Below are 21,833 nucleotides of genomic sequence, written 5' to 3'. Positions count from 1 at the left end.
CTGCGCTCGACTTGCATGTATTAGGCACGCCGCCAGCGTTCGTCCTGAGCCAGGATCAAACTCTCCATGAAGTGTTTGACTTGCTCGTTTTTGTGACCGAAGTCACGATTGACGAAGCTTGCGCTTCATTCGTTTTTGTATTCCGTAGAATACGATTTTTGCCTCATCGTTCAGTTTTCAAAGTTCGTCTGCCGCCTTAGCGACTTTAATAGATTAACAGGTTGTTTTGATTATGTCAACCATGCTTTTTAAAAAACTTTTCAGCCCCAACGAACCGTTTATAAAAGGCGTCTCGCTGGAACATTTATTAATATAACAACAAAATTCGACAAACACAAGCATTATTTTAAAAAAACTTTGCAAAGAGTTTAAATCCTCTTCGCAAAGTCTTTACCTTCTTAACATGGCTCCTACTGTAAACGCGATATTCGCTGGACGTTCTGCTAACCGTCTCATCAAATACGTATACCAGTCCACACCATGCGGAACGTAGATAACGACACGATAACCTTGTCGAACTAACTTTTGTTGTCGTTTCGGTCGCATGCCTTGAAGCATTTGAAATTCAAACCGTGATGGATCAATCTGTTTCATTTTAGTAAAGTCAATGATTTGCTGAATGATCTGTTCATCATGTGTCGCGATTTGCGTGTAGTTCCCATTTAACAAATTGACTTTTACTAATTGAAGGTATGTCTCATCGACTGTCTTCTTCGGTTGAATATAGAGTTCATCGTCTCCATCGTATGCCCCTTTGACGACACGTATTGTTGCGTGAAGATACTCTAAATCAAAACGACTTCGATAGACGTTTGCTTGTAGCGCAATCCCGACGTTTGGATAGTGTTCATGTACGCGTTCGAAGACTCGGACGATCGACTCGACCATCATCGCTTCTTCCATATTGACTGTTACGCGCATGTTTTGTTGATCTGCAACCTCTGCAATACGACTTAACTGTTGATAGGCGATATCCGGATCAATTCTTAATCCGATCGATGTCAGCTTTAAAGATACTTGCGCGTCTAGATCATATGCTTTGATCTGTCCGATGACTTTGATGCATTCATCCGCGATATCTACCGCGTCCTGTTCTGTCTCGACGAACTCGCCTAAACAATCTATTGTGGCGGCTCGTCCATCTTGATTGAATTGTTTGACCGTGTCGAGTGTCTCTTCAGCGCCCTGCCCTCCAACGAATAACGTCCCACCAAGTGGTAATCCGACTTTTCTAGCTAGTTGAATCAACAGTCTGTTCTCAGCCAAGTATTCAAATACAGGTCCAGTAATCTGTTGTAACATCTGAATCACCCTCTCTCTTCTTCCTTACCCTCTCCCAATAAAAAAACGTCTTTCTTCTATATAGAAGAAAGACGCAGTTTGGATTAATGCAACCAGATAAAGTAACCGAGGAATCCGAGTGACAACACGTACATGATTGGATGCACTTCTTTTGCTCGTCCTTTCGCGATCATCGTGACCGGATAGAAAAGGAAACCGAATGCAATCCCTGTTGCGATTGAATACGTCAACGGCATCATGATGACGGTCAAGAAAGCCGGAACGGCGTACTCGAATTTTTTCCAATCGATCTGGAGCAGTGAAGCTGCCATCAACACACCAACGATGATCAATGCGGGTGCTGTGACCGGTGCGGTGATGATTGCGAGCAATGGTGAGAAGAATAAAGCGAGACCGAAGAATAAAGCTGTGACGATCGCCGTCATTCCTGAACGACCACCTGCTGCAACCCCTGCACTTGATTCGATGTAAGAAACCGTCGTCGACGTTCCAAGGATCGAACCTGCTACTGTTGCTGTTGAATCAGCGATCAATGCGCGACCAGCGCGTGGTACTTTATTTTCTTTGATCAGACCGGCTTGGTTTGCTACCGCAACCAGTGTACCTGCTGTATCAAAGAAATCAACGAAGAAGAAAGTTAAGATGACGATCATCATTTGAACCGTGAAGATTTCATCGAAGTGAAGGAATGCTTGTCCAAATGTAGGTGCGATGCTTGGTGGTGCTGAAATGACTTCACCAAGACTTGTTGGAATCGGAATCAAACCGAAGATCATTCCAGCGACTGCCGTTAGGATCATTCCGAAGAAGATCGCCCCTTTGACACCACGCGTCATTAGGACCGCAGATACGACAAGACCAAATACCGCGAGAAGCGTTGTTCCTTTACTTAAATCACCAAGCGAGACGAGTGTTGCTTCATTCGCAACGACGAGACCACCTGTTTTTAATCCGATGAACGCGATGAACAATCCGATACCTGCTGCAACTGCCATTTTCAACGGTTCTGGAATTGCGTTGATGATGACCTCACGAATACCTGAAGCCGTCAATACCATGAAGACGAGACCTGAGACGAGAACGCCTGAAAGTGCGGTTTGCCATGGAATACCCATTCCGATGACGACGCTGTAGGCGAAGAAAGCATTTAGTCCCATTCCTGGTGCGAGCGCGATTGGATAGTTCGCTAGTAATCCCATCGTAACGGAACCGATGATCGCAACGAGTGCTGTGGCACCGAAGACTGCTCCTGCGTCCATTCCTGCTTCGGCTAATGTATTCGGGTTAACGAATAAGATATACGCCATCGCGAAGAATGTCGTCATGCCGGCGATGAACTCTGTACGCATGTTCGTACCAAGCCCATTGAAATCAAAGAAACGCGCAATCGCATTTTCTTTTGCTTTCGGTTGGTGTGGCTGTTTCAATTGTGTGCTCATGATTGCCTTCCTTCCAAATAAGCCGTCTCCTTGAAAACAAAAAACGGCCCTTACCTAAGCGGTAAAAGCCGTTTCAATAAGCGCACGATGCTGCGTGTGCGCCGTAGTAGGAACCTTTACGGTGTTCCTGTAGAGACTTCCGGGCCCTATCCCCAGAATTATACGGCATTATTTATGTTTTTTTAGTGGTATGAAAAATAAGAACAGACACATCGTAGCACGGTCAAATTCATGGGTCAACCATAAAAACGAAATTTAACCACTTAATTTATCCGAACGTTCGTCTTTGGAAGCGTTTTTTTAAGAGCTATCTTTGAGCTGCAGTAAAAAGACCTAATGGATGAGACAACTGTTATTCTTTTTAAATCCCTTAAAAAAAGGGGATAGCTGTTCGCTATCCCCTCTCTTATATGATCCATTACAGTCGTTTATGATCGTCACGATCTACGTCCGTTCTTGTATCCGTACCTTCATCAATATCTGCTTCCTCGCGTCGGACCGTTTCAGATACAGTTTCTGTATCTCGCACTTTACGTTTTCCGACAACAATTTCTTCAGAGACTACATCTTCTTTTGATACTACTACTTTTTCTTCTGAAAGCGGTACGTGGATGGAGTCGTTTTCATCTACAAATGCATCTGTTCCCGACGCATTTTGATCCACTTTACGTCGTTCCACGTAAACTTCTTCCCGCTCTACCGGTACTTCGATCGATTGTTGATCTTCGACTACGTGTTTGCTGACGTTTACTTCCCCGGTCTGCACTTTTTCTTTATCTACATTTAACCGTTCTTCATGCAGGCGAAGACGCTCTTCTTCTGTATCACTGTTCGTTCCAGTAACGCCAGTACGATCTACATCAGACTGATCGATGCTTGAAGTATCGTCATAGTCTCGGCTTCGATTTGCACCTAGAGTGTTGTCGTAGCCTAGGTCTCGATTTATACCGGAAAGAGAACCATTATCAGAAAGATGGTCGTTGTGATCCCGATTTGCTTCGACTCCAGTGCGATCATATTGATTATTGTTTACTCCAGAAGTTTGGTTGTAGCTTTGATTATGCTTTTCGTAAGAATCGCCGTAGTCGCTGTCTACATATAAAACCAACTTGCCGCTTTCTACCTGACGACGGTATTCTTCTGATTCATCATGCGATAAGCCCATTCCGCGGAATGCTTCTGTAGAAGAGTCGTCTGAAAAGGCAGCCATGAATTTCCCCATAAATCCTTGGTGCTCTTGTTCACCGGCAGTGTCTACATTGACGTTTGTCTGATTCTCTACCATAGAGAAGGAATGTTTATCTTGAGCCACGACATACATATCTCTTTCGTCATATCCCTGCGCTTTTAATTCGTTTACTTTACTCAGTACTTCCGCTTGGGTATTAAATACTTGGATAAATGTATCTTCTTTTCTCGTCATGATCTCTTCCTCCTTTTTAATAAATGCCACAAAAAATAATAATTAGCTCTTGAAAATCAATCTTATATGCCAATAGTTTGAATTTCCCCTACTTTTTTTCTGATTAAACCTGAATTTTTTGTACATCTTTTTTAATTACTGAAGCCTTTTTGGAATGTATTGATCCTGTTTACTAGAGCATGCTCATTATTAAAATTTTTCCTGTTTAAAACGTTTTAGTCATGCTACACAACAAGAAAAGACCCTTACCTAAGAAGTAAAAGCCGTTTCAATAAACGTACGATGTTGTATGTGCACAGTAGTAGAAATCATTACGGTGTTCCTGTAAAGCCTTCCAAACCCTAATCCCAGAATTATACGGCATTATTTTTTAGTAGGATGAAAAATAAAGAAAGACACATCATAGCACGGTCAAATTTATGACTAAACCATAAAAACAAAACTTAACTACTCACATCATCCGAAGGTTCGGAATTAAAAGTTTTTTTGATGACTATTCGTTACTATTTCAAATCAAGTCTAATGTTAAACACCATACTTTTAAAGTATTCGGATAATAGTCTTTCACCTTTAAATCGATCTTCTAGAACCTGTTGTATATGTTGTGATTCATTTTCAAGTAGTCCATGAGTATTAAGGAAAGATCCGAAATAAGAATATGTATAGATCGGTTCATCTGGATACAATTCATAAGCACGTCGTAACATGGATATAGCTTTTTCTTCCCACTCGTCATCCTCTCCAAAATAATAAGGAGTCATCGAAATCATATAACCAAAACACCATAGAAAATCCTCATGGTTCATAAAATGACGTAAACCATCATGCGTAACTTCCTTTAATAAAGATTCCAATTCTTCAATATCTATATCTTTCTCTGTAATTTCTAATGGTCCATGTTCAAAGGTGACGTACCAACAAAAAAAGCCAAGTCGAATAACTGTTTTAATATCTTCAGGATGTTGTCTCCAAGATTTTAAAAGATATACTTTGGCTTCATTCCATTTCTTTTGTTTTTCTAGTCGATCCACTTCAGCCCATGTCCAATCTATCATGAGAGCGTGCCTCCTATCCGTTTAATGATTTATTATATATTTCAGCAAAAGCTAACAGAACATCTTGATACATCTTAATTGAATCTCTCGAATAAATTGGTTTTGTCTAATGTCATCTAACAGTTCGATACGATTAGTTACAAAAAAAAGCTCACTTCCATTCATAAATCATGTGAATAGAAGTGAGCTTCATTTTAAAATCGAATTGTTGAAGGTGAGACAGACTTCCTTTCATCTCTCCCCTTTAACACGTTGGTAAGACAGGTTTCATGAGACGATTTTTTTCTCAGCAAGTCCAGTACTTATTCCCACTCAATCGTTGACGGTGGTTTCGACGTCACATCGTACAGGACGCGGTTAACGTTCTGGACTTCATTGACGATTCGGACCGAGATCTTCTCCAGCACGTCCCATGGGATACGTGCCCAGTCTGATGTCATTCCGTCAATTGACGTGACAGCACGGATTCCGACCGCATAGTCGTATGTCCGCTCATCGCCCATGACACCAACCGAACGGATTGGAGGAAGGACTGTGAAGTATTGCCAGATTTCGCGCTCGAGTCCTGCTTTTTTGATTTCATCGCGAAGAATGAAATCAGATTCACGGACGATTTCGAGTTTCTCATCTGTGATTTCACCGAGGACACGAATTCCGAGACCTGGTCCTGGGAACGGCTGACGCCACACGATTTCATCAGAAAGACCGAGTTCTTTCCCAAGTTCACGGACTTCATCCTTGAACAACGTGTTGATCGGTTCGATCAATTCAAACTGCATGTCTTCCGGCAGTCCACCGACGTTGTGGTGTGATTTGATTGTTTGTGCCGTATCCGTACCGCTCTCGATGATATCCGTATAGAGTGTACCTTGCGCAAGGAAGTCCATATCCGTCAGCTTCGAAGCTTCTTCGTCGAAGACGTAGACGAACTCGTTGCCGATGATTTTACGTTTCTGCTCCGGATCTGAGATACCACGGAGTTTGTCGAGGAAACGGTCCTGGGCATCAATCTTGATGACGTTCATGTGGAAGTGATCCGCGAATGTCTTCATGACGCTCTCCGCTTCACCCTTACGCAATAAACCGTGATCGACGAACATACATGTCAATTGATCACCGATTGCTTTGTGAATCAAGGCTGCGACGACAGACGAGTCGACACCACCAGAAAGTGCACAGAGGACTTTTTTGTCGCCAACTTGTTCTTGAATCTTCGCTACTTCGATTTCGATGAAGTTCTCCATCGACCAATCGCCTGCACATTTACAGACTTCAAAGAGGAAGTTCTTGAGCAATTCTTTTCCGAAGACCGTATGGTTCACTTCCGGGTGATACTGCACACCGTACATTTTCAATTCTTCGTTCTTGATCGAAGCGATCGGACATGACACGTTCGTTCCATCGACGACGAATCCGTTTGGCACAGATGTGACGAGGTCGCTGTGGCTCATCCAGACCGTTTGTTCAAGCGGTAGGTTTGCATACATCGGTGACGGGTCTTGTAACGTCAATGTGGCTTTTCCATATTCACGATGTCCCGCACGTTCTACTGTTCCGCCGAAATGTTGTGACATGAGCTGCATGCCGTAACAGATCCCGAAGATTGGAATACCGAGGTCGAAGATTTCTGGGTCACACCGGTACGCATCCTCTGCGTAGACGCTACGTGGACCACCTGAGAAGATGATACCAGCAGGTGCGATTTCTTTTACTTCTGCTGCAGTGATTTTATGCGAATGCAATTCACTGTAGACACCAAGGTCCCGAATACGACGTGTGATCAATTGATTGTACTGTCCTCCAAAATCGAGGACGAGAATCATTTCCTGGTCCAAATGTGCTTCCAAATCTGTTCCCGCCTTTCTGATTTCATGCGCACCCTATGAAAAAAGCCCACTCTTCGCCCATGGATAAAATGGAAAAAGAGCAGGCCGCTTCACAAAAAAATGTATACGAAGGGTCTGCTCCTTCATAGTCAGGTCGTTTAAGGTGACCCGGTAGAGACTCTCGCGCCATATTCGCGAGTATATACAAAGGAGATTGCATGTGTGTGATTTACGTTGTTCCCATTGTAACTGTATCGTTTCGTAAATATCAACCCTCTACATGACGAATGATATTTTCGAAATATTCACGTTTTTTCTCAGCCGATAGTGATTCTCCACCATAGACCATCCGTTCGTAAGCATCCGTCAACGGTCGCATCGCATACGTCTCGTAGTACCCATCGACTTCGTGAGCGAGTTCCGCAAGCGTCCGACCATCTTGATAATGGAATCCTTTTTTATCAAGACGTCGTAAGAGGTACCGGTACATCCGGCGGAATCCTTCCGGTCGCTCGATTTGTCTCCGGAAGAAGAGAATCGCGAGTGTTCGAATGATTGGTTTTCGGAACAAGTACAGGAATAAGAGAGCAAGTGCCGTCAGGAAAATCGGCCAAAATGGAATTGACTTCTGCTCCGTCTGTCCAGCGCTAGTCGTCTGTTCTTCATCAAGAAGATTTTCTTGCGGACGATTTGGCGTCGTTGTCTCCGTATTATCTTCTGTCTCACGTTGCGGATTTGCTTGTTCCGTCTCATTATCCGTTTCCCGATCGATCGTGTATTGTCCTGCTCCATCGAAACTGACTGTTGGCTCAAGCGGTACCCAGCCTGGTCCTTCGATATACACTTCGACCCACGAGTGCGCATTTTTATTTCGCACTGTATAACTCGTCACGGCAGCTCCGATGACGTCGGATTCGCCTCCCGTGAACCCTTTCACCCAGCGTGCGGGTAACCCGGCTGCCCGTAGCAAAACAGCAGCCGACGTCGAGAAGTTATCACAGTATCCGAGCTTCGTCTCGAATAGGAATTGATCGACGTAATCTTGATTTTCTCCTGGTACGGCAACTTCCTCCGTATTGTATTCAAAGTTCTCTTCTTCGAAATAATTTTCAATCGCCCGTGCTTTGTCCCACGGTGTCTCCTCACCCTCAACGATTTGTTCCGCTAAATCACGGACACGCTGTGGTAAACCATCCGGCAGTTGGAGATACCGCTCTGTTTCATTCTCCGATAAATTGACGGGTTCATCTGTCTGGAGTTGTTCTTCCGTAAAGAGCGGATACGAGTAGTCAATTTGATAATTGCGTTGACGATCCGCCTCGTCTAGATACGATATTTTTTGATTCTCTGGATCAACCAGTACATTTTGTCGTTGTTGATCGACCGAGACCCGGACGTTATCTCCGTTATATGGCACGAACGGTAATTCACGTGCCATCTCAAACGTCGCTGTTTCCTCACGTGTCTTGACTTCTCGCCCGAAGTGCGAGAAGAAACCCCGTCCATCGATTTCAGGATTCGATTCCGACAGCACCCAGCCTTTGCCGGTATAAATGTCTTTCGTCTCGACTCGCCAGTATCGGTTCCCTTCACTTTCGACCTGGAAGACTTCCCGATCGTCCATCTGGAACGGTCCTCCGAGTTGCTCGTCATTGTTACCGTAGCCAACCTTTTGAATCGCATTCGTCGGCTCTCCTTCACCTTCAAGCCCGGACGTCAAATCGTACCAACTGTCTTGCCATGTCGCATTGATGACAGGACTTTGGACAGCAGCGACGATGACGGCACCCATGATGAATAAGGCACTCAGCGGACGAACGTAAGAAGCGCGTGGTCGTTCGTTGACTTCCGTCGCATAGAGCAATAGCAAGGATAAGATGATCGGATAGAGAATGAATGTCTCTCCCGAGTAATCCGTCCATGTATCACAATAGGCGATGAACCCGATGACTCCGAAGGCAAGCCCGAAGACGAACCCACGATTCGGGAATGTCCGACGCGCGAGATACGCGATCAAAAAACTAATCAATCCGATCGAGAGCGCGAAAGCGGGTCGTCCTGGTAATTCACCATTGATGACACTCTGAATATCTGAACTGATTTCCGTAAAGATGCCCCATGGTGCTGCTCCCGGCGTCAAAATCAGATAGAACGACAGCAGTAATCCACCGAGACTTCCGAGTAAAAAGTAACGCCGCGATAGATGCGACAACAGCAACGGCAGAAACAGCATCGGTAAGAAGGACCAGAGATGCTCGAACGTCGTCAGTTCGAGAAGTGGTGGCATGAAACAAGTCAGGACGGCTGCCGCGATGGCGTTCCAAATCAAGCGTCGCATCATCGCACTCCCCTCCGTTCTGGTGTATAGACATGAACGGTGGCTTCTTGATTAATCTTCGAAATCCATAGTTCATTGTTCGATTCAAGATCCGGTGTGATGAAAAGGACGTTGCCACTCAATCGAAGTGCTTTTGACGAATACTCCCATGACTCGATGAACGTCCGCGTCCGACTCGGTTGCGCCGTCATCAGGTAATGCGTCAGTTTCGCTCCTTCAAGAGGTAACGACAACGATTGAACAGCATGTCCGACGAGGTGAATGCGGTAGCTCAGCCGTCGCTTGTTCAACTGATCCGTCGCTTCTGCCAGCATCGAGATGACGCGTTCGAAAGCTTCACCCGCTTCCGTACCCTCATCAAAGACGATCGTCGTCTCCCGTTCCTGCTCTCGCTCGAACGTCTTCGTCATTAAGCCTTGACGTTTCGCTGTCGCTTTCCAGTCGATCTGATTCATCCGGTCACCACTGACATATTCCCGGACCCCGACGACAGTAAAGGACGACTGACGAAGATCAAGCGACACAGGGGAGATTCCTCCATCGCCGCGATCCTCCTCATGCGGAAGTTGAACGGCAAGGCGTGCCGGTTCGATCGCAAGATACGTCTTGACCGGAAACATCCGCTTTCGTTTGAACAGCCCGAACGGATCCGTGATTTCAACGATACAGCCAGGAATCTGATACACCCCTCGACGAATCGATGGAATCGTGTAGTCGATGTGCTCTGTCTTCCGGTAGTGGGCACGGAGCGGACGGCTGATATCGAGTTTTTCTTCGCTGAGTTCGTTTGGAATCGCCTCCGTCACCTCGACGGCTCCGACCAGGAACGGGAAACGCCGGCGAACACGTAAGGAAACCGGGATATCCGTTCCGGCAACGAGCATCTTATTCGATACTTCGCGCGTCGCCAGTGCCTGCGTGACGGGCCAAACGAGGAAGAGCGTCCAGTAGACGGTCAAACCAGCCATGACATAAAACAGCAAGGAAGCGACATTTCCGCCATCGACGCGCGCATATGTCCATAAGGCAACCGTCGTCAAAAGGAGTACAGCGTAACGCCAACCAATTTGCCACTTCGTCATAGGGACTCCACGTCTTGTTGGATTGGTACAGCAACCTCTTTTTTGATTTGTTCTAAAATCCGTTCAGACGATTGACCGTGATAACGCGCGTCCGCTGTCAAAATCAAGCGGTGTGACAGGACCGGAATCAAGAGATGTTTGACATCATCCGGTAAGACGAAACTGCGTCCTTCCATGTATGCCCACGCTTGCGCGACTTTCATCAAGGCGATCGAAGAACGGGGACTCGCGCCGAGATAAAGTGAACCGTTCGTCCGGGTCGCTTGGACGAGATGGACGATATATTTTTTGACAGGCTGTGAGACATGGACGTTCTTGACTTCTTCTTTCATCTGGAGCAATTGCTCGCGACCAATCACCGCTTCGAGCGTTTCAATTGGTTCATCCCGTTCGAAACGTGTCAGTAGCTTCATTTCCTGGTGGAAATCAGGATAACCCATTTTGACTTTGACGAGAAAACGGTCGAGTTGTGCTTCTGGTAACGGATACGTTCCTTCGTGTTCAATCGGGTTTTGTGTCGCCATGACGAAAAAGGGATTCGGAAGCGTATGAATCTCACCATCGACGGTGACGTTCGCTTCCGCCATTCCCTCGAGTAAGGCAGATTGAGTTTTTGGTGATGTTCGGTTGATCTCATCGGCTAAGACGATGTTCCCCATTAGAGGACCCGGTCTATATTCGAATTGGCTTGTTTTCTGGTTATACATCGATACACCCGTCAAATCTGACGGAAGTAGGTCTGGCGTGAACTGAACACGTTTGAAGGTCAACCCGATCGATCGGCTGAACGCACGGACGAGCATCGTCTTCCCGACTCCCGGTACGTCTTCTAATAGGACGTGACCGCCCGCTAGTAATGCTGCCAATGATTGTGTGATGACATCTTCCTTACCGATGATAACTTTCTCTACGTTGTCGATAATCGCTTGAATCTCCTTAGTGTATGTTCGCATTGTCAGGCCCCTTGCTCTCGTAGTAGTTGAATTTTCTGACTTTTTATATCATCTCATATTCCGCTACGCTTTTAAAGAAATACGAGCAGTTTCTAGCACATGAAAAAGGGGGAACGCCGTAGCGTTTCCCCCTTATTTGTTTCAGGAACGAACACATGCCGTGATCCGTTCTTGAACCGTGCAGTTGCACGTAAAACACGAATACATCCGTGTCAATGGACAACGTTCGTCAAGTCCGGTGATCCTCTTCTTTCAGAAGCGACATGCGATCGTTCCCTCTACATTGGTAATCATTCATGTGCATCACCATCCTTTCATATATTGAATATTACCAAATATGTTATAAACGAAACGTCGAATTTTAATTATTTTTTTCGATACCGCGCATAGGTCGTCGCGAGTGCGACCGCAAGGACCAGCCCTTTGATGATATTTAACGAATAGTATGGAACAGACAGCATGACGAGACCATTTTCAAGAATCCCGACGAGACAAGCCCCAACGAGTGTGCCAAGCGCATTCGGCTTCCCTTGTCCTGCGAACGACGAGCCGATGAATGCGGCTGCGACCGCTGGCATCAGATAACCGGAACCGGCATTGATTTGTGACGATCCGACTTGTGACGCAAGCAAAATCCCACCGACCGCCGCAAGTAACCCAGCAATCAGATACGCGAGTGCCCGGTAGCGGTTGACACGAATTCCTGTCAGTCGTGCGGCTTCCGGATTCCCTCCGATGATATAGAGAAAACGACCGTGTCGCGTATGGCTTAAGAAGACGTGTGTCACAGCGACGACGACGAGCATGATGACGATGATCCAAGGTGCCTGGCTGATTTTCGCGAATGCCTCCGGAATCGTGCCGACTGTTGGTGTACCGTCCAAGCGCGGCATTCCGGCACTGATTGAACCACCACCGGTATACGTCATCGCGACACCTTCGACGATAAACATCGTCGCAAGCGTCGCAAACAAATCCGGAATCTTAAACCAGACGATGAGTAAGATGTTCACCAGAGCAACGCTAAGAGATAAGAGAAGTGCTAAACCAATCGAGACACCGAGCGGTAGACTGTACCAGACGAAGAACGAGACGACGAAAGAACTCGCAAGCGTCGCGGTTGACCCGACCGATAAATCAAATCCATTGACCGTCAAAGAAACGGTCAAGCCGATCGCGATAATCGTCACGATGGAGATACTTCGTAAAATATTAATCAAATTCGTCCCTTGTAGGAATGTTGGAGCCGTCGTCGCAAAAAACAGGACGAGGGCAAGGATCGCGAGGACGATCCCCCAGTCGTTCAAGAATCCGAGGACAGGACGTAAACCCTTCCCTCGGTTCGTTTGTTTTGATACTACCTCATTCATCGTTGCCCTCCTCCTGTCGCATACCACAACAAGGTTTCTTCTGATGTGTCCGCCGTCTTCGTTTCATGGACGATCCGTCCATCGAACATGACGTAGATTCGGTCCGTGACGGTCAAAAGTTCATCCCATTCACTCGTCGCGTAAAGGATCCCTTTTTGTTGTTGCGCGAGTCCGTCAATCAGACGATAGATATCTTGTTTGGCTCCGACGTCGACACCTTTTGTCGGTTCGTCCAAGACGAGTACAGAAACATCGGTCAGTAACCATTTTCCGATGGCGACTTTTTGTTGATTCCCACCGGATAGTTGACCTACTTCCTGTTTCACGTCTGCCACTTTAATGCCCAGCTCCTTGACCCATTGCGATGCCTGATTTGCTTCTTTGCGACGATCCATCAGCCCCCAGCGGTTGACGAAATCATGAGCTGCCGCTGCTGTTAGATTTTCTGCGACAGAATCGGCAACGAGGATCCCTTCTTTTCGTCGTTCTTCTGGAACGAGACCGATCCCCGCTTGAATCGCAGCTTGTGGATTGCGAAGGCGATGGGCTTTTCCACCTATCCGAACCTCCCCTTCCTGAAACGGACGATCACCGAACAATGCTTTGCATAATTCCGTTTTACCGGCACCGACAAGACCCGCGATACCAACGACTTCACCTGCTTGAACCGTCAAGGAGATATCGTGGACGTCCGCATTCGTAGCACTCTCGACCGTCAATACGTTCGTTGCATTTACCCGTGACGTTTTCGCAACAGACGTAAGCTGACGCCCGAGCATTTGCTCAACGACAGCTTCCTTCGTGATGTCTGCCAAAAGATGTCGCGAGATGAGTTGACCGTCGCGCATGACCGAGATGGAGTCGCAAATCTCATATAGTTCCTGTAAACGATGCGAGATGAAGATGATCCCAAGCCCTCGTTCGGCTAAACGACGCACGACTGAAAAGAGATGGCTTGTTTCCGCCTGACTGAGAGGTGCCGTTGGTTCATCTAAAATCAAAAAACGGCGTTCTTGGACGAGGGCGCGAGCAATCAGTACGAGTTGCTTTTCAGCAAGCCGCAACTCCTCGACACGTGTCTTGACGGAAATATCCGCCTGTAATGTCGCTAACGCTTCCTTGGCACGCTGTATGTAACGGCGTTGGGATACGAAGCCAGTCATCGTTCCGTCCGTCAACAGATCGAGACAGATATTCTCAGCGACCGTCAAATACGGGACAAGCGCCACATCGACCTCTTGTTGGACGAGGTCGATTCCAATCTGTTTCGCATCACGTGGTGACGTGATGGACAACTCCTTCCCGTCGAGACGGATCGTTCCTTCGTCCGCCGTTTCCGCTCCGGATAAGACTTTCATCAACGTCGACTTACCGGCACCATTCGCACCGACAAGCGCGTGGATTTCACCGGATTTCACTTCAAACGAGACTTGTTTTAAGGCTTGCACTCCTGGAAACGCCAGTGAAATCCCAGTCATCTTCAAGTGATGATTGGTAGACGTCATTGTTTTTTATGGACGTCACGCAACCGGTCCATCCACGGTTCATTGAATTTGTCCGATGTACTCCATCCTTTGATGATCGTATCGAGATTGTACATCGTCGTATCCTGCTTCAACGCCTTCTGCTCCACGAGTTTCGCGTCGAGATCAAAGCTATCTGGTGTCTTCTCGCCAGCGATTTTCTTAGCCAGTAATCGCATGTCCGTTTGTCCAATCAAGAATGGATCCACCGCACTCGTCGAGACCCAGTTACTGCCTTTTTCACGCATCAGGTTGATATCCTGATTCGAGACATCGATCGAGATTAGCGGGATTTCTTGACGTTTATTATCCTTGAGCGATTTGTAAGCCCCTTTTGCGACTTCGTCCCACGCTCCCCAAACCGCATCAATGCTTCCTTTCGGATATTTCGCGAGAATCGCATTCATCTTCGTTGCGATATCCCCTTGGACATCTTGGAAGTTTGTCGGTCCAACCGTCTCAAGCGTTTTGATCTTACCGTCTGCTTCGTACGTCTTATAGATTTCCTGACGACGATCGAGCGGGGCAAAACCTGGTCCGAACCAAAGTTTGATGACACGGACCGGCTTTTTGTCCGTCACCTTCGTCACTTCATCAAGCGATAGCTTCGCGAGTTGATGATCGTTTTGGAATGTTTCCGTCACACCTTTTAACGCCGTTCCTTTTTTCTTCGTGACCGTATCGAACGTCACGACCTTCAGCCCTTTGTCGACCGCTGGTTTAATCATGTCATAGGCGTAGTCTTCCTTACCATGCGAGATGATGAGCCCATCATAATCTTGCTGAATCGCTTGCGCGACAAGCTCCTTGAACTTGACGTCGTTACCTTCCGAAATGAACGTGCTGACTTTAAAGCCAAGCGCTTCGCCTTCACTTCGTGCGCCATCAAGGAATTGTTTCGTATGGTCGTCCGATGCTAGGTTGCGGATGACGGCGATCTTGACGTCTGATTGAACCCCTTTTGGTACATCCTTAACGACCTTCGTCGTCGTGGCTTCTCCATTCGCACAAGCCGCTAGTAACAGTGCCGGTGCTAGGACGGCGTAAGCTAGTTTTTTCATGACATATCTCCTTATCCGAGGGGTTGAAGCCCTGTTAATTGTTCAATCGTTTCTTCATTCGGTTGCGTGATGACACCAAGTTCGGTGATGATGCCCGTGATCAATGTGTGTGGTGTGACATCAAACGCCGGGTTGAAGACAGCGACGCCTTCCGGTGCTGTCGCGACACCTTGGACAGTCGTCACTTCTTGCGGATCACGTTCTTCGATTTCGATCGCGTCTCCGGAAACGAGCGAGAAGTCGAACGTCGAGAGCGGTGCTGCGACGTAAAACGGAATACCAAAAGCTTGCGCGAGCAATGCCAATTGGAACGTCCCGATTTTATTCGCGGTATCTCCGTTTCGTGTAATGCGGTCGGCACCGACGATGATCGCATCGATCTGTTTTTCTTTCAGCGTATGGGCGACCATGTTGTCCGTAATTAACGTGACATCGATGCCGGCACGTTGCAGCTCCCATGTCGTCAATCGTGCTCCCTGCAGTAACGGTCGCGTCTCACTCGCAAAAACGGATAATTCGATACCGCGTTCTTTTGCGATGTAGAACGGCGCAAGTGCCGTTCCATAAGCAGCGGTCGCAATCGATCCAGCATTACAAATCGTTAGGATCCGGTCGCCTGACTGGAACAATTCCAGTGCATGAATCCCGATTTGACGTGACGTCTGCGCATCCTGGTCGTATAAGGCGACCGTCCGTTTTTCCAACCGTTCGCGAATCTCTTCTACCGACGTCCCGTCTTGAATGATTGGATTCAACTGATTGAGTACATTTCGCAAATTGACGGCCGTCGGTCGTGTCGCGAGTAACGTCGCCGATGTCTCAAGCAAGGCTTGCTTGTAGACCGGTAGCGCCGCTTCAAACCGGTATGCTTCTTGAACGAGCACGAATCCACCGAATAAACTGATCGCAGGCGCGCCCCGGACACGTAGTTGTTTAATCGCCTCAACCGCTTGCGCGAGATCAGCAATGACTTCATAGTGCTCTTCTTGCGGTAGACGTGTCTGATCGAGAATCGTCAAGACACGGTCTTCGTAACGAATACTTTGGACGAATGTAGTCATCGGCTGAGTTCCTCCGTTACGTCAAAGTTTCGTAAATCATCGAATGTCCGGCATTCTGTACGGCGTTTGATTAACGCCGCTCCTAGACGAAGAGCGTGACGTTTCCGCTCTAAGCGTTCCGTCGTTGAATCGATTGATTCTAAATCAGCGACCGGTGCAAGACCAATCGTCCGCCGAATCAATTCGCAACCGGCAAAGCCAAGGGCATCCTGCAAGATCGTGCTCAGTAAATCATCGACGAGTCCTGATGCCCGGAACGGTTCGACGGCTTCCCGTTCCCATAATGCACGGAACGTTGAAGCGAACGTCAGCCAGAACGTATCGATATCCTTGATTCGGGCGTCACGTCGTGTAGGGTAATCCGGATATGCTGCGAAGAATAGATGCGCAATGAACTGCCCGACATCGAATCCGAATGGACCATAAAAGGCGAATTCAGGGTCGATGACCTTCGTTTCTGTCGCCGAGGCGAAGATGCTTCCTGTATGTAGATCGCCGTGCAATAAGGCGTCGCCTTTTGTGATGAAGAGCGCTTCAAGTTTTGCGACTTCGCGTTTTAACTCATCGTCTGCCCATAAATATGCCACCTCTTCTTCAAGCCCGGCTTCAATCTCGTTCGTCTCCGCGTCATGGAACGGATCCGTGAAGATTAATTTTTCCGTGATGTCGCACAAATCTGGATTGTAGTACGTTCGGGCGACACGTTTCTTTTCAACCGGACCAAGCGCAAAGTCCGATGTATGGAATAAAGTCCGAGCGAGATAAGAACCAATATGTTCCGCAAGCAACGGATACTGTTCACCTACGAGTAAACCGCTTCGAACGATTGTCAGATGTGAAAGATCTTCCATGACCGTATACGCCTCTTCGTGACTAGCATGAAAAACACGTGGTACGAACGGCACGGCATGCCGTGCGAATTCACGGAGTGCGGATTGCTCGATCCACGCCCGTTCGAGTGATAACGGCCAGCTCTCACCGACGACTTTTGCGTACGGGAGTGCTTGTTTTAGAATCAATCGATGTTCCCCCTCTCGAATTCGGAAAACGAGGTTGAGATTCCCGTCGCCAATCTCTTCTGCTTCGACGGCTCCATCGCCGATCAGTCCTAGTGTCCGAACACGATCAATCGCGTCCTGTTCTGTGAATGCTTTGTATGTCATATCAGTTTCCCCCTATGTGATACACGAAAAAGCGCCTCTTTTCGTCATCGAAAAGAGGCGCAGGAAAGTCATTGCGTCCTCTTATCTCTCAGACGAAACGTCTGTTGGATGTAGCACCGTGCCCAGTGGTCGGTTGCTGCGGCGTCATCGGGCCAATTCCCTCTGCCAACTCGCGATAAGAGTCGTATGTAGTTGTCGTGTGTGATATTGATTTGAATCTTACGCAATCGACTTCCTCGCTGTCAAATCGAAATCAAGCAGAAACGGATATCATTTTTATGCCATCTATAGAAAGAGTATTTTCAAAAAAATAAATTTTCTAAAAATAGTTTGACAAGTGGCGATTCTCATGTAAAAATTGCAATTAGATTTCACAATTTCATCCAATTCTTATCAAGAGCAGACGGAGGGACAAGCCCTACGATGTCGCAGCAACCGACCTTTTGGCACGGTGCTAATTCTTGCAGCTACTAAGCTGACAGATAAGAGTCCACGTTCGAATCATTCATGGTCTCTTGTCGCTGACGAGAGACCATTTTTTTGTTGAAGGAGGAAAGACATGGCTTATATCACTGCTACTTATCAATTGACCGCCCGTGATCGACTCGAGCAACGCGCTGAACAACTCGCGCTTGGTCTGACAGTCGGTTCTTGGACGGAACTGAATCATCTCGAACAACAACAACTCGCCTCGTTCAAAGGGGAAGTCGTACATACCGAAGAGCGCGATGGCAAAGGATATATCACGATTCGTTATCCGGAACATAACGTGTCGCGCGACTTTTCTGCGATTCTGACGACCGTCTTCGGGAAACTCTCACTCGACGGTGAAATCAAACTAACGGAATTGCTATTACCCGATACATTTACGTCGGACTTTCCAGGTGCGAAATTCGGGATCGAAGGGGTCCGTTCCTTGATCGGTGTCGAAGATCGTCCATTGTTAATGAGCATCTTCAAAGGAGTCATCGGACGGGATTTATCGTTCCTTCGTGATCAACTCGAAGGACAACTCGCTGGTGGGATTGATCTCGTCAAAGACGATGAGATCCTATACGACAATCCGTTGACACCGACGATTGACCGGGCACGAATCGGACGTGAGGTCATCGATGCTCACTTCCACCGGACCGGTAAACGTGCGTTATATGCGATCACACTCAGCGGTCCCGTCTTTACGCTCAAGGATCAAGCCAAGCGATTGATTGATGCTGGAGCGACCGCATTCTTGCTGAATACCTTCACATACGGACTCGACGTCTTACGCGAACTGGTGAGTGATCCGGAAATCAACGTTCCGATCTTCAATCATCCAGCATATAGCGGTGCGTTGATCGCTAGCCCGAATCACGGAGTCGCAGCTCCTGTCTTACTCGGCACATTACCGCGTGCTGCTGGAGCAGACTTGACGCTATTCCCGTCTCCTTACGGCAATGTCGCTTTGCCAAAGGATGTCGCCCGTGGCATCGCGGTCGAAGCGACCCGTCTCGGTCAGACGAAATCGATCTTCCCGGTTCCTTCAGCCGGTATTCATCCTGGACTCGTCGCTCAACTCGTACGGGACTTCGGTATCGATTCCGTCATCAACGCCGGCGGCGGCGTACATGGTCATCCGCAAGGTGCTGCGGCTGGTGTCATTGCTTTCCGCCAGGCGCTCGATGCGGCACTCGCAAATGAATCCCTATCGGCGGCAGCATCGCGTCATGAAGAATTACGGATCGCCCTTGACGCTTGGGGGATCAAGTCATGACCGTACGGATTCTTTGTGACTTCGACGGTACGGTGACGACGCAAGATAACATCATCGCACTCATGCAGGCATTTGCGCCAGCTAGTGACTTCGAACCGTTAAAACGCGGTGTACTCGACCGGACGTTATCGATTCAGAGTGGTGTCGGGCAAATGTTCGCACTTCTGCCGTCTGACGGAAAAACAGCCTATCTTGACTTTTTGTTGGAGCGTGCAGTCATTCGCGACGGATTTTCGGAGTTACTTCAGTACAGTCGTCGTCAAGGAATCGATTTTTCGATCGTCAGCGGTGGAATGGACTTTTTCGTCGAACCGATCTTAGCGCCATTCCTTGAACAAGAACAGATTTACTGTAACGTCGCCGATTTCAGTGGTCCATTCGTCCATATCGATTGGCCAAACGCCTGCGATGCCCATTGCACGAACGGGTGCGGCTGTTGTAAAACGTCCGTTGCCCGGGCATTGCGCAAAGACGATGACGTCATCATCGTCATTGGTGACTCGGTGACGGACTTCGAACTCGCGAAAGAAGCGGATCGTGTCTATGCCCGTGATTATCTGATCACGTTGTGTGAAGAGAACGATATCGCCTATACACCGTTTGAGACGTTCCACGACATCGTTCATGATTTAACACGAGCGGAGGTGACAACATGACATTCATGCGACGGTATGAAGAGCTACGCGCCATCAAACAAGAGCTTGCGGCGCGCGATTGGTTCCCTGGTACGAGTGGCAATCTCGCCATTCGGACGTCCGGTGTCCCGGTTGAATTCCTTGTGACGGCAAGCGGAAAAGATAAACGGCAGACGACTCCTGACGACTTCGTTCATGTCGATGCGACCGGTCAATTGATTGGTGAGCAATCCGGGCGTCCTTCCGCTGAGACATTGCTCCATGTCGAAGTGTTCAATCGAACGGACGCCGGTTGTTCTCTGCATGTCCATACGATTGCGAACAATGTGATTTCGGAACTCTATGGCGATCAAGGCAGCATCACCTTTTCCGGTCAAGAAATCATCAAGGCACTCGGACACTGGGAAGAGGATGCGACGGTCACGGTACCGATCATTCCGAATCATGCGGACATTCCGACGCTTGCCGCTGCTTTTGCACCGCATGTCACAGCGGACAGTGGTGCCGTCCTGATCCGCAATCACGGGATCACGGTCTGGGCACCGACCGCCTTTGAAGCAAAGAAACACCTCGAAGCCTTCGAGTTTTTATTCAATTACACGTTGACGTTGCAATCATGCCGTCAATCCATTCATTAAAAGGAGGAATCATCTCATGGCAACAGTCTTATTCCAAGAAACAAACACACGGTATACGGATCAAACGGAAGTCGCTGACTTCCTTGCGTCACGCGGCGTTCTTTACGAACAGTGGGACGTTTCGAAACTTCCAGCGCCTCTCGTTGAGAACTTCACACTGACGGATGCAGACAAACAAACGATTCTCGATACGTTCGCTCCCGAAATCAAAGACGTATCAGAACGTCGTGGGTATCAGACAGCTGATATCATCTCACTTTCGGATACGACACCGAACCTTGATGAGTTGCTCGTCAACTTCCAGAAAGAACATCATCACACGGATGATGAAGTTCGTTTCATCGTCAGCGGTCATGGCGTCTTCGCGATCAAAGACGAAGAAGTCGGCTACTATAACATCGAACTCAATCCTGGTGATTTGATTTCCGTTCCTGTTAACACACGCCACTACTTTACGCTTCAAGACGATCGTAAAGTCGTCGCTGTTCGGATCTTCGTCACGACAGACGGCTGGGTTCCGATTTACGAGAATGAGACGTCAACGGTCTCTTAAGATCGATAAAAGCGCTGTTTTCCTTCATATGAAGGGAATCAGCGCTTTTCTTATCGCACAAACATATCACTACATTGATACGTAACCGATATAATGGAGGAAAAGCGATGAGGAAGTGAGCGTCATGCATATTCGTCCCGTAATGGAACACGACTTACCAGCGATTCTCGCCATCTATAACGAAGGTATCGAAGATCGGATCGCAACGCTTGAGACCGACCAAAAGGACTTATCCTTCATGACCCAGTGGTATGCGGAACGCACCGATCGATATGCTGGATATGTCGCTGAAGATGACACAGGTGTCCTCGGCTTCATTTCCCTCGATCCGTATAATCCGCGTCCTGTCTACGCATCCGTCGGTGAGATTTCGGTTTATATCACTCGGACACATCGTGGACAAGGGATTGGCACACGTTTGCTCGAAACGATTGAACAACATGCCCGTGATCATCATATGCATAAGCTGATCCTCTTTACCTTCCCGTTCAATAAAATCGGACAAAAACTCTATATCCGCTCCGGGTTCCGGATCGTCGGAACGTTTAAGGAACAAGGACAGTTGAACGGCGAATATGTCGACGTCATGGCGATGGAGAAACGCTTGCGATAGGATTCATTGAATGCCAGACAGGGAATAGTCAATCCGAGTCATTGAGAG

General features: G+C 47.8%; 18 protein-coding genes, 1 rRNA gene and 5 riboswitches. Of the genes, 5 read left to right on the top strand and 14 right to left on the bottom strand.

What is annotated here, in order from left to right; all coding sequences use genetic code 11:
• The 14 genes from KNQ08_RS13220 to mtnK form a co-directional block, all read right to left on the bottom strand.
• Positions 1-71 (bottom strand): 16S ribosomal RNA (locus tag KNQ08_RS13220); the annotation flags it as partial.
• Positions 72-390: 319 nt separating this feature from the next.
• A complete protein-coding gene (locus tag KNQ08_RS13215; RefSeq protein WP_214725049.1) occupies positions 391-1,302 on the bottom strand; it encodes a proline dehydrogenase family protein in 912 nt (303 codons plus the stop codon).
• An 83-nt stretch (positions 1,303-1,385) separates the two neighbouring features.
• A complete protein-coding gene (locus KNQ08_RS13210) occupies positions 1,386-2,690 on the bottom strand; it encodes an NCS2 family permease (RefSeq protein ID WP_214806098.1) in 1,305 nt (434 codons plus the stop codon).
• Between the two features lie 135 nt (positions 2,691-2,825).
• Positions 2,826-2,927: riboswitch (purine riboswitch) on the bottom strand.
• Between the two features lie 232 nt (positions 2,928-3,159).
• On the bottom strand, positions 3,160-4,164 hold the full coding sequence (locus KNQ08_RS13205; protein ID WP_214806090.1) for a YsnF/AvaK domain-containing protein: 1,005 nt from the start codon (positions 4,162-4,164) through the stop codon (positions 3,160-3,162).
• Between the two features lie 279 nt (positions 4,165-4,443).
• A riboswitch (purine riboswitch) is annotated at positions 4,444-4,545 on the bottom strand.
• 122 nt (positions 4,546-4,667) lie between these two features.
• Positions 4,668-5,219: a hypothetical protein gene (locus KNQ08_RS13200; RefSeq protein WP_214806089.1), complete on the bottom strand. Its 552-nt coding sequence runs from the start codon at positions 5,217-5,219 to the stop codon at positions 4,668-4,670.
• Positions 5,220-5,521: 302 nt separating this feature from the next.
• Positions 5,522-7,042, bottom strand: coding sequence for a glutamine-hydrolyzing GMP synthase (gene guaA, locus KNQ08_RS13195; RefSeq protein ID WP_051353615.1), 1,521 nt, complete (start codon positions 7,040-7,042; stop codon positions 5,522-5,524).
• A 129-nt stretch (positions 7,043-7,171) separates the two neighbouring features.
• A riboswitch (purine riboswitch) is annotated at positions 7,172-7,273 on the bottom strand.
• Between the two features lie 40 nt (positions 7,274-7,313).
• On the bottom strand, positions 7,314-9,386 hold the full coding sequence (locus KNQ08_RS13190) for a transglutaminase TgpA family protein (RefSeq protein ID WP_149426791.1): 2,073 nt from the start codon (positions 9,384-9,386) through the stop codon (positions 7,314-7,316).
• Positions 9,383-10,465 (bottom strand): DUF58 domain-containing protein, encoded by a 1,083-nt coding sequence (locus tag KNQ08_RS13185; protein ID WP_214806087.1) that lies wholly within the window; start codon positions 10,463-10,465, stop codon positions 9,383-9,385. Before KNQ08_RS13185 ends, KNQ08_RS13190 begins: the two co-directional genes overlap by 4 nt.
• Positions 10,462-11,418, bottom strand: a complete 957-nt coding sequence (locus KNQ08_RS13180) for an AAA family ATPase (protein ID WP_023467045.1) — start codon at positions 11,416-11,418, stop codon at positions 10,462-10,464. The genes KNQ08_RS13185 and KNQ08_RS13180 overlap by 4 nt, the downstream gene beginning before the upstream one ends.
• Positions 11,419-11,783: 365 nt before the next feature.
• Positions 11,784-12,788 carry an ABC transporter permease gene (locus KNQ08_RS13175; RefSeq protein WP_029340729.1) on the bottom strand — a complete coding sequence of 335 codons (1,005 nt, stop codon included), beginning with the start codon at positions 12,786-12,788 and terminating at the stop codon, positions 11,784-11,786.
• Positions 12,785-14,293 (bottom strand): sugar ABC transporter ATP-binding protein, encoded by a 1,509-nt coding sequence (locus tag KNQ08_RS13170; RefSeq protein WP_214806085.1) that lies wholly within the window; start codon positions 14,291-14,293, stop codon positions 12,785-12,787. The genes KNQ08_RS13175 and KNQ08_RS13170 overlap by 4 nt, the downstream gene beginning before the upstream one ends.
• The gene (locus KNQ08_RS13165; RefSeq protein ID WP_029340727.1) at positions 14,290-15,372 is read right to left on the bottom strand and encodes a sugar ABC transporter substrate-binding protein; all 1,083 of its coding nucleotides are present in this window, start codon (positions 15,370-15,372) and stop codon (positions 14,290-14,292) included. Before KNQ08_RS13165 ends, KNQ08_RS13170 begins: the two co-directional genes overlap by 4 nt.
• An 11-nt stretch (positions 15,373-15,383) precedes the next feature.
• Positions 15,384-16,433: an S-methyl-5-thioribose-1-phosphate isomerase gene (mtnA, locus tag KNQ08_RS13160; RefSeq protein ID WP_214725043.1), complete on the bottom strand. Its 1,050-nt coding sequence runs from the start codon at positions 16,431-16,433 to the stop codon at positions 15,384-15,386.
• Positions 16,430-17,596 (bottom strand): S-methyl-5-thioribose kinase, encoded by a 1,167-nt coding sequence (mtnK, locus tag KNQ08_RS13155; RefSeq protein ID WP_214806084.1) that lies wholly within the window; start codon positions 17,594-17,596, stop codon positions 16,430-16,432. Before mtnK ends, mtnA begins: the two co-directional genes overlap by 4 nt.
• Before the next feature lie 78 nt (positions 17,597-17,674).
• Positions 17,675-17,778, bottom strand: a riboswitch (SAM riboswitch).
• A gap of 205 nt (positions 17,779-17,983) precedes the next feature.
• Positions 17,984-18,085: riboswitch (SAM riboswitch) on the top strand.
• Positions 18,086-18,155: 70 nt separating this feature from the next.
• Here mtnK and KNQ08_RS13150 point away from each other — a divergent pair.
• The 5 genes from KNQ08_RS13150 to KNQ08_RS13130 all read left to right on the top strand — a co-directional run bounded on the left by KNQ08_RS13150 (position 18,156) and on the right by KNQ08_RS13130 (position 21,785).
• Positions 18,156-19,346 carry a 2,3-diketo-5-methylthiopentyl-1-phosphate enolase gene (locus KNQ08_RS13150; protein WP_214806083.1) on the top strand — a complete coding sequence of 397 codons (1,191 nt, stop codon included), beginning with the start codon at positions 18,156-18,158 and terminating at the stop codon, positions 19,344-19,346.
• Complete coding sequence (locus KNQ08_RS13145) at positions 19,343-20,002, top strand: 2-hydroxy-3-keto-5-methylthiopentenyl-1-phosphate phosphatase (protein ID WP_214806082.1); 660 nt, start codon at positions 19,343-19,345, stop codon at positions 20,000-20,002. Before KNQ08_RS13150 ends, KNQ08_RS13145 begins: the two co-directional genes overlap by 4 nt.
• Positions 19,999-20,619: a methylthioribulose 1-phosphate dehydratase gene (locus KNQ08_RS13140; protein WP_023467033.1), complete on the top strand. Its 621-nt coding sequence runs from the start codon at positions 19,999-20,001 to the stop codon at positions 20,617-20,619. The genes KNQ08_RS13145 and KNQ08_RS13140 overlap by 4 nt, the downstream gene beginning before the upstream one ends.
• Before the next feature lie 16 nt (positions 20,620-20,635).
• Positions 20,636-21,172: a 1,2-dihydroxy-3-keto-5-methylthiopentene dioxygenase gene (locus tag KNQ08_RS13135; protein WP_023467032.1), complete on the top strand. Its 537-nt coding sequence runs from the start codon at positions 20,636-20,638 to the stop codon at positions 21,170-21,172.
• Positions 21,173-21,296: 124 nt separating this feature from the next.
• Positions 21,297-21,785, top strand: coding sequence for an arsinothricin resistance N-acetyltransferase ArsN1 family A (locus tag KNQ08_RS13130; protein WP_149426785.1), 489 nt, complete (start codon positions 21,297-21,299; stop codon positions 21,783-21,785).
• Positions 21,786-21,833 lie beyond the last annotated feature (48 nt).

The sequence above is a fragment of the Exiguobacterium sp. s46 genome (assembly GCF_018618875.1).
GTDB classification, from domain to species: domain Bacteria; phylum Bacillota; class Bacilli; order Exiguobacteriales; family Exiguobacteriaceae; genus Exiguobacterium_A; species Exiguobacterium_A abrahamii.
Note: the sequence above shows the minus strand (reverse complement) of the source record. Positions and strands in the feature narration are given on the sequence as shown.